Annotated in this window: 11 protein-coding genes; 10 read left to right on the forward strand and 1 reads right to left on the reverse strand. The window is 45.9% G+C overall.

The genetic code is table 11. From position 1 onward, the window contains the following. The first annotated feature begins 2 nt into the window (after positions 1 to 2). From Q7P68_RS02505 to lepA, 10 genes are all read left to right on the forward strand, one after another. Complete coding sequence (locus Q7P68_RS02505) at positions 3 to 1,589, forward strand: hypothetical protein (protein ID WP_304222379.1); 1,587 nt, start codon at positions 3 to 5, stop codon at positions 1,587 to 1,589. A gap of 46 nt (positions 1,590 to 1,635) precedes the next feature. Then, positions 1,636 to 3,441 carry a S1C family serine protease gene (locus tag Q7P68_RS02510; RefSeq protein ID WP_304222381.1) on the forward strand — a complete coding sequence of 602 codons (1,806 nt, stop codon included), beginning with the start codon at positions 1,636 to 1,638 and terminating at the stop codon, positions 3,439 to 3,441. A 44-nt stretch (positions 3,442 to 3,485) separates the two neighbouring features. Next, positions 3,486 to 3,836, forward strand: coding sequence for an STAS domain-containing protein (locus Q7P68_RS02515; RefSeq protein WP_304222383.1), 351 nt, complete (start codon positions 3,486 to 3,488; stop codon positions 3,834 to 3,836). After that, positions 3,833 to 5,995, forward strand: coding sequence for a chemotaxis protein CheA (locus tag Q7P68_RS02520; RefSeq protein ID WP_304222385.1), 2,163 nt, complete (start codon positions 3,833 to 3,835; stop codon positions 5,993 to 5,995). Before Q7P68_RS02515 ends, Q7P68_RS02520 begins: the two co-directional genes overlap by 4 nt. Before the next feature lie 6 nt (positions 5,996 to 6,001). Further along, entirely contained in the window at positions 6,002 to 6,859 is an 858-nt protein-coding gene (locus Q7P68_RS02525) for a CheR family methyltransferase (RefSeq protein WP_304222386.1), read from the forward strand. Continuing rightward, positions 6,856 to 7,938: a protein-glutamate methylesterase/protein-glutamine glutaminase gene (locus Q7P68_RS02530; RefSeq protein WP_304222388.1), complete on the forward strand. Its 1,083-nt coding sequence runs from the start codon at positions 6,856 to 6,858 to the stop codon at positions 7,936 to 7,938. The genes Q7P68_RS02525 and Q7P68_RS02530 overlap by 4 nt, the downstream gene beginning before the upstream one ends. A gap of 60 nt (positions 7,939 to 7,998) precedes the next feature. After that, a complete protein-coding gene (locus tag Q7P68_RS02535) occupies positions 7,999 to 8,373 on the forward strand; it encodes a response regulator (protein ID WP_304222390.1) in 375 nt (124 codons plus the stop codon). A 1-nt stretch (position 8,374) separates the two neighbouring features. Then, complete coding sequence (locus Q7P68_RS02540; protein ID WP_304222392.1) at positions 8,375 to 8,833, forward strand: chemotaxis protein CheW; 459 nt, start codon at positions 8,375 to 8,377, stop codon at positions 8,831 to 8,833. Positions 8,834 to 8,860: 27 nt separating this feature from the next. After that, positions 8,861 to 10,744, forward strand: a complete 1,884-nt coding sequence (locus Q7P68_RS02545) for an ATP-binding response regulator (RefSeq protein WP_304222395.1) — start codon at positions 8,861 to 8,863, stop codon at positions 10,742 to 10,744. Between the two features lie 105 nt (positions 10,745 to 10,849). Beyond that, on the forward strand, positions 10,850 to 12,655 hold the full coding sequence (gene lepA / locus Q7P68_RS02550) for a translation elongation factor 4 (RefSeq protein WP_304222398.1): 1,806 nt from the start codon (positions 10,850 to 10,852) through the stop codon (positions 12,653 to 12,655). Between the two features lie 27 nt (positions 12,656 to 12,682). Here lepA and Q7P68_RS02555 read toward each other — a convergent pair whose 3' ends face one another. Beyond that, positions 12,683 to 14,407 carry a 6-hydroxymethylpterin diphosphokinase MptE-like protein gene (locus Q7P68_RS02555; protein WP_304222400.1) on the reverse strand — a complete coding sequence of 575 codons (1,725 nt, stop codon included), beginning with the start codon at positions 14,405 to 14,407 and terminating at the stop codon, positions 12,683 to 12,685. Positions 14,408 to 14,412 lie beyond the last annotated feature (5 nt).

Here is a 14,412-nt window from a genome sequence, read left to right on the forward strand (position 1 = left end):
TTATGAGAGGAAGGTCCATATTGGCGGGAGTAGTAATTGTTATTATCAATTTTTTGTCCAGCCTTCCTCTCTACGCTCAAATTGATGAGTTTCCCCTGGCACAGCAATATGTGGAAGGGGCTATAAAGGCTATTCATGAAGGCCGATGGCAGGATGCGGAAACAATCCTCGAAAGCGGATATGATTTTGCATCCGCATCTTCCGATTTATCCTATCTTATGGCCCTTGTTCGTTTGCAGCTTGCAAGGCCCATTGGTTCGGTGCTGGAATCGATACGGCAGGCCCAAATGACTGACCGATGGCACCGATATTCGGCAGAGTCCGCTTCTTTTTTAGAGGCCCAAACACTCATTGTCCTGCGGCAATTTGATCAGACCCAACAAATACTCAAATCCCTTTCTACCTCTGCAGATGTAGTATATCTGCAATTAAAAATCCTCGCTTTGCGCAATGCTCAGGGTGAGTTTTCTCAGCTATTCTCAAAAGCGGTACAATTATATCCATTGGATCCACGATTTGCAGCCCTTTATTTCAGCTACATGAAAGATAAGGTTCCCTCCTCTCAGGATACAAAACTTATTCCTCTCCTTTTAAACCGCTTACCCGCCCTGCAAAAGGCAGATCCCTTATTGCCAATTTTAGCTGTTCCTTTTATTCAGGATACTGCTGAAAAGCGACGTGTCCTCGAAGCCTATCGTGCCCTTGGGAACGACATGCTTCCTGTGCTTCCTCTCGCCTTGGATCTAGGTGTTATAGATGAAAAAAATGCAATCCTAGAACTATTTCGTTATAAAACTCTTGATGCAGCGCTGGTACGGCGTGTTTGGTCCCGGTTGCGGACAAATGAGAGCCGCCAGATCTTTTCGCAGCAACTTTCAGTGTTCTCGGGGACTATGACCGAGGATTCTGACTCTGATGGCATCCCAGAGGTAGAGGTCGGCTACAGTAATGGCAAGCTCAGCACCTATCAATATGATGCGAATCAGGATCGCATTCCTGAAATTAAAGTGTTATTTGAACAGGGACTCCCTAAAGAAGGCCATATAGCTCCCTTTGAAGGAACCCTAGATGTCCAGGTTCTCTGGGATTCCTATCCTGTTGTGGAAAAGTTTACCACAAGAGATCTTACCTACATACCTGCGCCGTCTAGCTTTAACTATGCACCCTTTACATTAAAGGCTCTCGTTGGTTCCTATCCCGATGTATCGGTTCTTTTCCCGGAACGGGAATCCTTTGTACCTCGGCTTACAGAAAGGGCTCTCATCTCTTTTGCTGCAAAAATAATTCGGCCAGGTACAATAGCAAATGACGCGATAGAAACGATAGAGTTGAGTAGTGGTATTCCTCTCCGTGCTGTCGAAACACGAAAAGGCCGCATTGTTTCTATACTCGAGTTCTCGCTGGGAAAGCCTATACTGCAGCGCCTCGATATGGATCTGGATGGCAGAATGGAAACGATACGGCGTTTTCCATCCACTATAGGAATTGTAGATTCACTTAATGGGCTCGATTATCGGTATAAATTTGAGGTCATTGAAAGTGACTGGGACGGGGATGGCATTTATGAATACAAGGAACGGCTTCGATAAATAATCTCTGTAACCTCCGCATCTATGAAAGGATTTAATTGATACTATGTCTTTAAAGAAAATAGGCTGGCGGCTTTTTCCTCTTTTGGTGTTTCTCTTTGTATCCTGCGTATCCGCATCGCATCGTCTTGAGCCTCCCCGTTTTGCTATGGAACTCAGATTTTCAGATCTTGAGCGGCTTACAGAAGCGGAGCCGACACAGGCTATACATGCAATTCAAGTTTTTAAGGAGCGGTATCCCGCTCTCGATGCCCAACAGACAGAACAGCTTGATACACTATATCAACGGGCTTGTAAAACCATTATTGCAAAGACCCATGAAGCAATAGATGCAAAGCAGTGGACTAAAGCGCGATCTTTGCTTCGTTCCTTGTTTGTATTGGACTTAGCTCAGGAATTTCCCGAAATCTCGGAGGGCAAAATCCTTATGTTGCAGGCGGAGGATTTTCTTTCCGGGGGTAAAGACTTGGAAGCCTTTCTCGCATTATTGCAGGCAGCCCAATCCGGTTTCGATGTATATGCGGATAGGGCATTGCCTTTTTTTAAAAGGGCAATAGAACTCAATCTGAGACCCCTGGCATTATACATTTATCAATTGGCTTTACAGTCTGATTCACGAGTGCAGGATTCAGAAAAAAGCTATTTGCGGGGGCGAGACAGCACGGCGGAAATGATTCGGGGCGTTGCCACAGTTCTCGTGGACCGGGGGATCCGTATAGAAAAGGGCCGTTCCTATGCGGACCGTGTGCTCGGTTCGGCATTTTTTATTGATAAAAGCGGGCTGCTTATTACTAATTATCATGTCATTGCCAGCGAGGTTGATCCTAAATACAACGGGATTTCCCGTATGTTTATCCGTATGGGGGATGCTTCCAGCCCCAAAATCCCTGCCAAAGTGATTGGCTGGGACCCAATAATGGACCTGGCGGTTATCAAGGCCGAAATTGTGCCCGAATATGTGTTCTCTGTAATAGGATCCGATACGGCCCAGGTTGGTGAAAAGGTGTATGCTATTGGGTCTCCAGCGGGCCTTGAAAAAACGGTTACCTCAGGTATTATTTCCGCCCTTAACAGGCGTCTCTTGCAGCTTGGTGATGTTATCCAACTGGATGCGGCGGTAAATCACGGAAACTCTGGCGGCCCTGTGGTAAATGAACAAGGGAATCTGCTTGGCGTTGTATTTGCCGGGATTGAACAATTCCAGGGGATTAATTTTGCAGTTCCTGTTCAGCGCTTGGTTTCGGCTCTTCCAGCGCTTCTTGCCGGCGGGGAGGTAGAGCGGCCATGGTTAGGCCTCGTTTTAAGCGAGGACCGTTACGGGGTAAATGTTTTATATGTTGCACCAAATACTCCCGCATTTGAGCAAAATATACCCGTGGAAAGTACTCTGAAGCGGCTCAATGGGAAAGCTCTCTCAGATTTTCACGGCAATTCCATTGCCGCCTTGCAAGACCAATTATTGCTCTGTCAAAGCGGGGAGCTTGTTTCCCTTGAAACAACCGATGGACGGCAAAGGCTTTTAGCACTAGCGAAGCGCCCCATAAAACCTTTAATTGATGCCATCAAATTAGATACAAAAGAGCGGCTTACTGCACCTCTTTTTGGAATGCTCCTTTCTCCGGGCTTTGGCTCTGCCATAGCCCCCCAATATCAGATTAAAAAAATAGTGCGGGGATCCATTGCTGATGAGAGCGGCCTCTCAGAAAATGACCCCCTGATCATTCAGGGATTTTCTGTGGACGAAAAACAGGGACTAGTCTCTCTCGATATTTCGATTAAAAAGCGAAAAATGGGGTATTTAGAAGTCATGATGCGGCTTTACGGATCCCTAGAAATCACAGATACGTTGTAAATATAAGGGATTGCATTATTCTGAAGCTCCTCTATACTAGAAGTATGACACAAGATCGTTCGAGCAAGGAACCGGCTCATGCCTTTCAAATGGCATGGAATGGCTCCTTATCAATTGAACAGGCTCAGAATCTGTATTTGGATCTCGTGAAAGCATTTGCACAGAGCCAGCATGTTGTTTTGGATCTTTCTGAGGTCACCGATATGGACACCGCGGTAATTCAGCTTATCTGTGCTGCGTCAAAGGAAGCAAGCAATCGCGGCGCTGAATTCCAGGTTAGCGGCAAACTCAGAGAGGAGCTCCAGTCTAAACTACAGCGATACGGTTTTGTTTCAAAAATTACCATTTCGGGGCAGGAATTTGATTCCCAATGGTGCATGCAGGGGAAGTTATGATTGATAAGTTCAAGGATGCCTTTAAAGAAGAAGCTTCTGAACTGTTGAGCAATCTGGAAGATCAGCTGCTTGCACTGGAGCAGGATCCGGGCAACCAAGAAATTATCTCCGCAATTTTCAGAGCCATGCATACCATAAAAGGTTCTGCTGCTATGTTTGGCTTTGATGAAATTTCCCGTTTTACTCATCAGGTCGAAAATGCCTTTGACAAGCTGCGGAATGGCCTTATTCCGGTAAGTAAACATCTTATCGATATAACCCTGCAAGCGAGAGACATCATCAGTACCTTACTTACTGAACCTTCTGCGGACTTACAGAAGGAAATGTTAGGTTTAGAGCAGGAATTTAACCTGTTGGCGAATGGAGAGAATCAGGAAAAGCCCAAACAAGAAAATATAGCAGAGCTACAGGCTGAGAAGAAAACTGAGGGTGAGGTTCCTGCAGAACCATTCCCAGATGAACACAATAAAAAAATAACCACCTATCGTATCCATTTTGAACCTAAGCCGGACCTCTTTAAAAATGGCACCAATCCGCTGCCGCTGATCGATGAGTTATATGGGTTAGGGCAGCTGTCCATCATTGCGCTGAAAAGTAAGATTCCTCCCCTTTCTGAATTAGACCCTGAATCTTGCTATATAGCATGGGATATGACACTGACAACCCCTGAGGGGATAGATGCGATACGGGACGTTTTTATTTTTGTGGAAGATCTGGCCCGGATTGATATCGTACCATTGCAAACGGCTGATGCAATTTCAACTCAGCCAAGCGGTGAGGAAGTAAAAAGGCTTGGTGAAATACTCGTGGATCGGGGTGTTGCAAGTCCCGATACCATAGAGCATATAGAACATGAAAAGCGAAAAATTGGAGAGCTTTTGATAGAAAAAAATATTGCCAGCCCAGAGGATGTACAAAGTGCGCTGGTTGAACAGGAACATTTAAAGCAATTAAAGGAACGTCAGGAAGTTTCTACTTCTACTATCCGGGTTCCCAGCGAACGGCTGGATTCTCTTGTAGATCTGGTTGGTGAACTCGTGACATTACAAGCCCGGCTTGCCCGTACCGCCGCATCTATTCAGGACGGTGGACTTACGGTGATTTCAGAACAGTTTGAACGGCTGGTATCCCAGCTGAGAGATACCACCATGGGTATCCGCATGCTGCCCATAGGTACTACCTTTAATCGGTTCCGCAGACTTGTGCGGGATTTATCCGCCGAACTTGGCAAAGAAATAGATCTTGTTACCGATGGTGAAGAAACGGAACTGGACAAGACCGTTATAGAAAAATTAACTGACCCGCTTGTCCATATTATTCGCAATAGTGTAGATCATGGAATCGAAGTCCCTGAAGAACGAGAACGGAGAGGTAAAAAACGAAGGGGTACGATTAGTCTTTCCGCCCTGCATTCGGGGGCTTATGTACTTATCCGAGTGAGTGATGACGGTGCTGGAATGAACCGTGAACGGATCTATGCAAAGGCGGTAGAAAAGGGTCTCATTGCTGAATCTATGCCGCTCTCGTCGTTAAGCGATCAGGAAATTTTCCAGCTGGTTTTTGCCCCCGGTTTTTCTACTGCCACAAATGTAACCAGTGTTTCAGGCCGCGGGGTCGGAATGGATGTGGTAAAACGGCAGATAGATTCTCTGGGGGGCTCGGTGATTGTTGAATCATCCCCAGGAACGGGAACCAATATAACCTTAAAAATACCTTTAACCCTCGCAATTATCGATGGACTCCTTGTAAGGGTAGGGGATGAGCTTTATGTAATTCCCTTGTCGGTTGTCGACGGATGTGTGGAAATTAAACGGGAAGACCTGTTACTACAGCAGAAGAGCCGGTCTATTTTAACGTATCGCCAGCGGGTGCTTCCCTATGTGGCGTTACGGGATCTCTTCGCTATTCCAGGTTCATTGCCGGAGATAGAACAAATCGTGGTGGTCAATGCTATGGATTCTCCAATCGGTTTTGTGGTGGACCAAGTTATTGGAGACTATCAAACAGTTATAAAGCCCTTGGGGCTTTTGTTTAAGAAAAATGATGGCATTTCGGGGGCAACCATACTTGGGGATGGAACGGTTGCCCTCATTGTGGATGTGAACCGGCTTGCTTCGCTGGCCCAGCAGCGGGAAGCCCGTAAAACACAGACTGTATAGATAGTCATGGAGCCATTTTTTACTCCAGATACACTTACCGAAGCAGATTTTCAGCGCCTCTCCCAATTTATAGAAGGACATCTTGGTATTAAAATGCCGCCTTCAAAGCGGATCATGCTCGAAAGCAGGCTGCAAAAGCGGCTGCGGGCACTGAAGTATGCTCACTTTTCCCAGTATATTGATTTTGTATTTAGCAATGAGGGTCTGCGTTCGGAACTGTATCATATGATTGATGCGGTTACGACAAATAAAACTGACTTTTTCAGGGAAGCGGATCATTTTAATTTTTTAATGAATCAGTGGCTGCCTCAGCATGTTTCTCAATGGGATGCTTCCCGGCCATGTAAAATATGGTCCGCAGGCTGCGCGAGCGGAGAAGAAGTATATACCCTCATGATTGTTATGGAGGAATTCAAACGTGTACATCCTTCATTCTGTTATTCGATAATAGGAACCGATATTTCCGTTAAAGTGCTTCAGGAAGCCCTGAATGGAGTCTATGATGAAGAAAAAATTGCCAGTTTACCCCTGGAATATAAAAAACGGTATTTCCTGAAGAGCAAAGACCCAAGCCTGCATGAGGTGCGAATAAAAAGCGAATACCGTAACAAGGTACGTTTTGAACGGCTTAATCTTATGGATTCTGAATATCCATTTAAACAGGACTTTGATATTATTTTTTGCAGAAACGTCATTATTTATTTTGACAGGACAACCCAGGAGCAGCTCGTGTATCATCTTGCACATCATCTTAAGTATGAAGGCTTGCTCTTTCTTGGTCATTCCGAATCTATGACCGGCATGGATCTGCCTTTTACTATTGTCGCTCCGACTACTTATTGTAAAAATAAGGAGCTCTTATGAAAGGTTCAAAAATAAAAGTCCTGATTGTCGATGATTCTGCGGTGGTCCGTCAGACACTTACTGAAGTTTTAGAATCAGACAACCAGATTTCTGTCATAGGTACCGCCATGGATCCCCTGTTTGCAATAAAGAAAATACAGGAAGAACGGCCCGATGTAATCATATCTGATGTAGAAATGCCTCGCATGGACGGTCTTAGCTTTCTTAAACAAATCATGTTGGATCCCCATCCCATTCCGGTGGTCATTTGTTCATCCAAAACTGAGACCGGAAGCGAAAACGCACTTAAAGCTCTCGAATATGGGGCTGTTGAGATTATACAAAAACCCAAAATGGGAACCAAGGAATTCCTTGCAGAATCTAAAGTCCGCATCTGCGATGCAGTAAAAGCTGCCTATCAGGCAAGGGTAAAGCAATTACCTCCCAATTTTGCAGCCCCGGTGGTTCAGCCCAAACTAACCGCCGATGTAATATTGCCAAAACCAGAACCGGTTTCGGGAAATTTAGAGACAACGGAAAAGGTGGTCGTTATTGGGGCATCCACAGGCGGAACGGAGGCTCTCCGAGAGTTTTTAGAAGTACTGCCAGTCGATGCTCCTGGTATTGTTATTGTACAGCATATGCCAGAACATTTTACCGCCGCCTTTGCTAAACGGCTTGATGGTCTCTGCAAGATAACGGTAAAAGAAGCAGAGGATAATGATACGGTGCTCCGAGGTAGGGCTCTCATTGCACCGGGTAACAAACATACGCTCCTTAAGCGCGCCGGGGCTCGATATTTTGTTGAGGTGAAGGATGGCCCCTTGGTATGCCGTCACCGGCCGAGCGTAGACGTTTTATTCCGTTCTGCAGCCCGCTATGCGGGAAAAAATGCCCTGGGGGTCATCATGACCGGTATGGGAGACGATGGCAGCAGAGGTATGAAGGAGCTGCATGATGCCGGTGCGTATACTATTGCACAAGATGAAGCATCCTGTGTGGTGTTTGGCATGCCCAATGAAGCCATTAAAGCGGGGGCAGTGGATATAGTACTGCCCTTGCAGAAGATTGCCAGCGAGGTGCTGCGAAAAGCCTATTAGAAATAATTTGATAAATCTGATAAATTGGTTCATACTTAAAGTAGCTCTGGGAGGATATGTATGCCTAAACGGGTCCTGGTTGTAGATGATTCTGCTGCAATTAGACAAAGTATTACCTATGTGCTGCAACAAGGCGGCTATGAAGTAATCGAAGCCAAGGATGGCCAAGATGGACTTGATACGATGGCTCGTATTGAAGTTCCTGATCTCATAATTACCGATGTGAACATGCCAAATTTAGACGGTATCGGGTTTATACGCAGGATTAGGGAGCAGATTAAATATAAGTTTGTACCCATTGTTGTTTTAACTACCGAATCTCAGGGTGAAAAAATGAATGAGGGCAAGGAAGCGGGGGCGACCGCATGGATTGTAAAACCCTTTAGTGCCGACAAACTGCTTGGGGTCGTAAAGAAAGTAATTGGTGCGGCTTAAAATGGCAGATCAGTATCTAACCTTTGATATCAATGACGAACGCTATGGTTTTTTAGTCCGGAATATCGAAGTGGTGCTGGAAATGCTTCCCATTACCAGGGTGCCAAACTGTGCCGCGTCTATACTGGGGGTCATAAATCACCGAGGATCGGTGGTTCCGGTTATTGATTTACGCAGAATGTTTGGCTTACCCCCCCTCGAGTCTCTCGGAGCAGCTTCTATAATTATTGCGGAAACAGAATATCAAAACGAAGCTGTCACTATCGGCATACTTGCTGATCAGGTGTATGAAGTTATTTCAATATCAGAAAAAGATATTGAATCCCAGCCTCAGATTGGGAAAAATATCCAGGAAAGTTTTATTTCAGGGCTGGCAAAGGTCCAGGATAGATTTATTATTTTATTTTCTCTTGAAAAAATTCTTAAAGCCATAATGAATGAGTCACTCATCATGAGGTAAGTATAATTTAATATCCTAGGATGAATCATGGCAAAAATCATAATCTGCGAAGATGAAAATATCGTAGCCCTTGATATTAAGCGACATCTGGAACGATTTGGTTATGAAGTCGCAGGAATATATGATTGTGCAGAAAATGCAATTTCTGCATGTGCTCGTGATAAGCCCAATCTGGTATTGATGGATATACAGCTATCCGGTGCTATGGACGGACTGGACGCCTCAACTATTATTTATCAGAACCACAACATTCCAGTGATCATGCTGACCGCATACGCTGACGATATTACGCTAGCACGGGTAAAAGACGGACTCCCCTTTGGCTATATTCTGAAGCCCTTTGAGGACCGGGAATTAAAAACTGCGATAGAAATTGCTCTTTTTCGCCATGAAATGGACGAAAAACTCCGTAAAAGCGAAGCCCGGTACCGGACCCTGTTCGAAGATGCTCCGACGGCTAATTTTACTGCCGATGGTAATGGTATTTTAACAGACTGCAATACAACCTTTATCAAACTTCTCGATATTAAAAACAAAGAAGATGTAATAGGGCAGTCTATTTTTTCATACTTTGCCGATACAGACAATGGCAATCGTCTTTGGCAGTCCTTTTTAAATCGTACTAATGGTGTTTCACAGGATTGGGAACTTAAAAGATCTGATGGAACTAGAGTGTTTGTGCTGGCAACCCTTTCTATCCTACCCCGAACCGAAGACAAACCCTTGGAAATACAGGGCTATCTCCTGGACAATACGGAACACCGAGATCTGGAAAACCAATTGCGACAGGCTCAAAAAATGGAAGCCATCGGCCGTTTAGCTGGCGGTATAGCCCATGATTTTAATAACATTATTACCGCCATTATGGGGTACGGTAATCTGCTCCGAGAAGATATTGAAGATAATCCGCTGCTCAAAGAAGAGGTAGAAGGAATACTTTCTGCTACCCAGCGGGCGGTTAACCTTACAAGGCAATTGCTTTCTTTCTCCCGCAAACAAGCTGTTGAGGCAAAGGTGGTCAATATCCACGATATCCTCAAGGATCTGGAAAAAATGATCCAGCGCTTGGTAAACGAAAATATTCAGGTGACTTTGGCGCTGAACGCCAGTACCCCCTTTGTTTCGATAGATCCAGGGCAGTTTGAACAGACTATTGTGAACCTGGTAGTAAATGCCCGGGATGCCATAAAGGGAAATGGGTCTATTATTATTCAGACAAAAAGCGTGATCTGTGATAATACATGTCACCAACATGGTATAAAACAAGGGAAATGGCTGCAAATAATAGTAAAAGACAATGGTTGCGGCATCTCCGCAGAAGATATGCAGCATATATTTGAACCCTTTTTTACCACTAAGGAAAAAGACAAAGGAACCGGTCTCGGCCTTTCCACGGTGTATGCAATTATTTCACGCAGCGGCGGCCAAATTGCTGTAGAAAGTACGGTCGGCGCGGGGACTACCTTTTTTATCTACTTACCCGAAGTAGAAGAGAAATCAGAGTCTATCTCCAATACAGCCCAGAAGGTAGAACCAAAAACCCGGTCGGGTACCATTATTGTCGCTGAGGATGATGAGTTTATTCGAGGGCTTATTAGCAGGCTGCTTGCAAAAAGCGGCTACCGAGTATTAGAGTCCACCGATCCCCATGATGCGATCCGAATAGCGGAACATGAAAAAGACTATATGCTTCTCACCGATATCGTCATGCCCCAAATGAATGGATATGATCTTGCCACCAGGTTAAGTGAGAAGAGTCCGGGATTAAAGGTTCTTTTTATTTCAGGGTACCAGGACCGGTCTTTTATTGTGCCGGAAAAGAACCTTGAAAATATAAAAAGTCTTTTCCTTGAAAAACCTTTTTCCCACGAAGTACTGCTTGAGACGATCGATAAACTCGCAGTACTCTAGGTACATACCAAAATTGTTCTGATACCTTCTCTGCCAGCTAAGAAAAGTAATATTCAGGCATCGAGTCCTTGCGGTTTTAGAGAATTTCCGCTATAGTCCGCCCATATGAATGAGACAGAGCATATCAGGAATTTTTGTATTATAGCCCACATAGATCACGGAAAATCCACCCTGGCGGATCGGCTTATCCAGAAGGCAAAACTGGTGGATGACCGTAATTTCCAGAATCAAATTCTGGATAATATGGATATTGAACGAGAACGGGGGATTACGATTAAGAGCCAGGCAGTAACGATTCCCTACCATAGCCTGGACGGCAAGGATTATGAACTTAACTTTGTAGATACCCCCGGCCATGTGGACTTTACCTACGAAGTTTCCAGGGCAATCAGCTCCTGTGAAGGGGCCCTTCTTCTTGTGGATGCAACCCAGGGAGTACAGGCCCAAACCCTTTCCAATATGTACCTTGCATTGGAACACAATTTGGAAATAATTCCGGTAATTAACAAGATTGATATGCCTGCCGCCGATGTAGAGTCCACTAAACATCAAATTGAACACGATTTGGGGCTCGATGCGGAGCATGCGCTTTTAGTCTCTGCTAAACAGGGAATCGGTATTGATGAGCTTTTCGAAGCAATAGTTCATCGTATCCCCGCGCCTCGCGGCAGTTCGGACAATCCTCTCCAGGCTCTCATTTTTGACTGCCACTACGATCCCTATCGGGGCGTCATTGTCCACCTTCGGGTGTTCCAGGGACATATAAAGCCGGGAATGAAAATCCGCTTTATGAACAACAACGCAGAGTATGAGGTAGAAACGGTTGGTGTCTTTAAGCTTGCCCTGGTCGAACAGCCGGAACTTAAAGCCGGAAGCGTGGGCTACATGATAGCGGGCATAAAAACCGTGAGCGATGTACGGGTCGGTGACACGGTTACCAATGCAGAGCGTCCCTGCGACAAGCCCCTGCCGGGCTTTAAGGAAGTAAAACCCGTTGTATTCTCATCAATATACCCTGTGGATTCAAATGACTACGAAGAACTCAAGGACAGCCTCGAAAAACTTAAATTAAACGATGCCTCGCTTATTTACGAAAAGGATTCATCCGCTGCCCTCGGGTTTGGGTTCCGATGCGGCTTTCTTGGCCTTTTGCACCTGGAGGTTGTACAGGAACGGCTCGAACGGGAATTTGACCAATCTATTATCTTTACCGCCCCCTCGGTTAAATATAAGCTCCATTTGCGGAACGGCGAAGAAATCTATGTGGACAATCCCACCGAATATCCCGATGAGGGGAAAATAGACAGCGCAGAGGAACCCTACATCCGCGCATCCATTATCACACCCACGACCTATCTGGGGTCAATTATGAGCCTCTGCACGGAAAAACGGGGTGTCCAGACCAACATGACCTATTTGGACGAAAAACGGGTGGAGCTGATTTATGAGATGCCCCTGGCCGAGGTCCTTTTTGATTTTTATGACAAGCTCAAAAGTATAAGCCGCGGATATGCGAGCTTTGATTACGACATAACGGGCTACAAGCCCACAGAACTGGTTAAGCTTGATATTCTCTTAAACGGCAAGGTGGTCGACGCCCTTTCCCAGCTTGTGTTCAAGGGCAATGCCTACGAACGGGCCCGTACCATTTGTGAGCGCCTCAGGGATGAAATTCCCCGCCAGCAGTTTAAGATTCCCATACAGGGTGCTATCGGCAGCCAGATTATCGCTCGGGAAACCGTAAATGCCCTGCGAAAGGACGTCCTTGCCAAGTGTTACGGCGGAGATATTACCCGTAAACGGAAACTCCTTGAAAAACAGAAGGAAGGCAAGAAACGCATGAAAATGGTGGGCGACGTAGAACTACCCCAGAATGCATTTCTTGCGGTCCTAAAATCTAAGGACGAGTAAGACGGGAAAAGGGGGCTAGGTGGTTGCTTAGGGTTGATTAGCATTTTTAAGGGCCAGCTCTACTATTTTGATGAAGTAGTCGAGCTCTGCGCGAACCCGTTTTAAAAAACTGATGTCATTGGTCCCGGGACGCTGCCTGCCGGCAGCGGCGCATTCCGGGACATGGGCCCATAGGTAATCGCAGTAGTCTATTAGCTGGTCGAGCTCGTCCGCCGCCGCCGGAGCTTCACCGGAGAGTATAGCCCTGAGCCGCCTCAGAGACGCAAGCTCCTCGGTGAGCAGGGCCTGGATGGCAGCACACCTATCGGTGCCATCTCCATCATGGGGGCTAGTTGCAGGCGATCCGCCTTGTAGGTTCATCAATATGCTAATATTCTGCTCTTCTCGTACAAAATTATTTGGTGAGAGCTCTGATTCGTGACTTGAGGGCTCTTCAAAAAGCTCCGAAAGGCTCCCTCGGCGGATATGCAAATCAAGCCCCGCGGGCCGTATATCTACAAGACGCTCATGGGAAGCAAATTCCCTGACAAAAAGATCCCGGTACCGCTGCAATACCCGATCGGTGTACATCATTTGTCCATTTATATCTAAAACTTTTTGTATATCCCGATGATAAATAGCTGTTTCCATCGCAAGCGGAGCGAAGCGGTTGTGCGTATTATAGCGTTTTTGATACCCGGGGCTGGATTTTGCATGGTACTGTTCCGGTGTAAAAGCAAAGTCGAGACCCGCAATATACACAGGTCCATCGGTTATGGTTAGTGCAATATGGGTAGCCGAGAGTCCTACGGAGCCTAGGGGCGGAAAGGTTGTTGGCAGCAGGTCTCTTTGTTTAAGTCTTTTAAAAAAGGCAAGCTCAGTCCAGGGGGTAAAGAAAAAGCAGGTTTTATCCTCGGGGATTAACAAGGTTCCCGGATGAGCAGAAAGGTCCATGGCAAGCAAAAAATCCTGTGAGCCGTAACCGACAAAATCTTTGAGGTTCCAAATTTGGGATTCCAGGGCAACTACGATATCAACCGGAATGGATCGGGCAATAAAAGACTGAAGGGCCGTATCGACACAGAGTATTCTAAATGGTCTCGTTTCCTTGTGTCGAAGTCCAGGATATTCTCTAACGAGCTGGTCTAAAAGGGTATCCAGGCTGGGGCCCGCTGCAGCCATGAGCAGCGGTGTCTTACCGAAATGTATTTTATGCATTGGCGTTGTTCGGCCGAGAAGCGGGAGATTGCGCAGGGCGTTTTTTGCATAAAGACGTCCCATACGGGTTAGGGTCATTGCATTTGCCCAGTCTGTCGCAATATCAGTCTGCAGGCTATGGAGCAGCTCTTTGTATTGGTTTTCATATAAGGTCCATCCGGCATTGAGAGTTATTAGTTCTACCCGGCGAAATCTTCGAGGGCCCCAGTGCATGCGGACAAAGCTGCACAACTTTTCTGATGAATCTGTTGAAATATATGGAACTTCAGCGGGTATGTGGGCTAAAAACTCATCCTTTGTTGCATGAAAGAGAGCTTCATCTATTTCTAATGCCAAGATAGAGGAATTTACAGGTAATGACTGCAGGATCAGAGAAATGCCATAACCAAAGAGGGGGCTGGCAATTAAGTAAAGCGTTCTTTCTTTTAATTGGTATGTCCGGGCTGCTTTCTCTGCCTGTGCGATAGGATCGATGGTAGAAAGCAGCGTTTTGCCCTGGTAGGAAAGTGAAAAACCCCGGCGAGCCGGTAGCTGCCGGGGAAATTCATGCATCATAGAAT

The organism is Gracilinema caldarium, from assembly GCF_029265695.1.
Lineage (GTDB): Bacteria > Spirochaetota > Spirochaetia > Treponematales > Breznakiellaceae > Gracilinema > Gracilinema caldarium_A.

Coding starts and splice junctions, on each gene's coding strand:
- Q7P68_RS02505 (WP_304222379.1), top strand. CDS start 3: ATGAGAGGAAGGTCCATATTGGCGGGAGTAGTAATTGTTATTATCAAT.
- Q7P68_RS02510 (WP_304222381.1), top strand. CDS start 1,636: ATGTCTTTAAAGAAAATAGGCTGGCGGCTTTTTCCTCTTTTGGTGTTT.
- Q7P68_RS02515 (WP_304222383.1), top strand. CDS start 3,486: ATGACACAAGATCGTTCGAGCAAGGAACCGGCTCATGCCTTTCAAATG.
- Q7P68_RS02520 (WP_304222385.1), top strand. CDS start 3,833: ATGATTGATAAGTTCAAGGATGCCTTTAAAGAAGAAGCTTCTGAACTG.
- Q7P68_RS02525 (WP_304222386.1), top strand. CDS start 6,002: ATGGAGCCATTTTTTACTCCAGATACACTTACCGAAGCAGATTTTCAG.
- Q7P68_RS02530 (WP_304222388.1), top strand. CDS start 6,856: ATGAAAGGTTCAAAAATAAAAGTCCTGATTGTCGATGATTCTGCGGTG.
- Q7P68_RS02535 (WP_304222390.1), top strand. CDS start 7,999: ATGCCTAAACGGGTCCTGGTTGTAGATGATTCTGCTGCAATTAGACAA.
- Q7P68_RS02540 (WP_304222392.1), top strand. CDS start 8,375: ATGGCAGATCAGTATCTAACCTTTGATATCAATGACGAACGCTATGGT.
- Q7P68_RS02545 (WP_304222395.1), top strand. CDS start 8,861: ATGGCAAAAATCATAATCTGCGAAGATGAAAATATCGTAGCCCTTGAT.
- lepA (WP_304222398.1), top strand. CDS start 10,850: ATGAATGAGACAGAGCATATCAGGAATTTTTGTATTATAGCCCACATA.
- Q7P68_RS02555 (WP_304222400.1), bottom strand. CDS start 14,407: ATGATGCATGAATTTCCCCGGCAGCTACCGGCTCGCCGGGGTTTTTCA.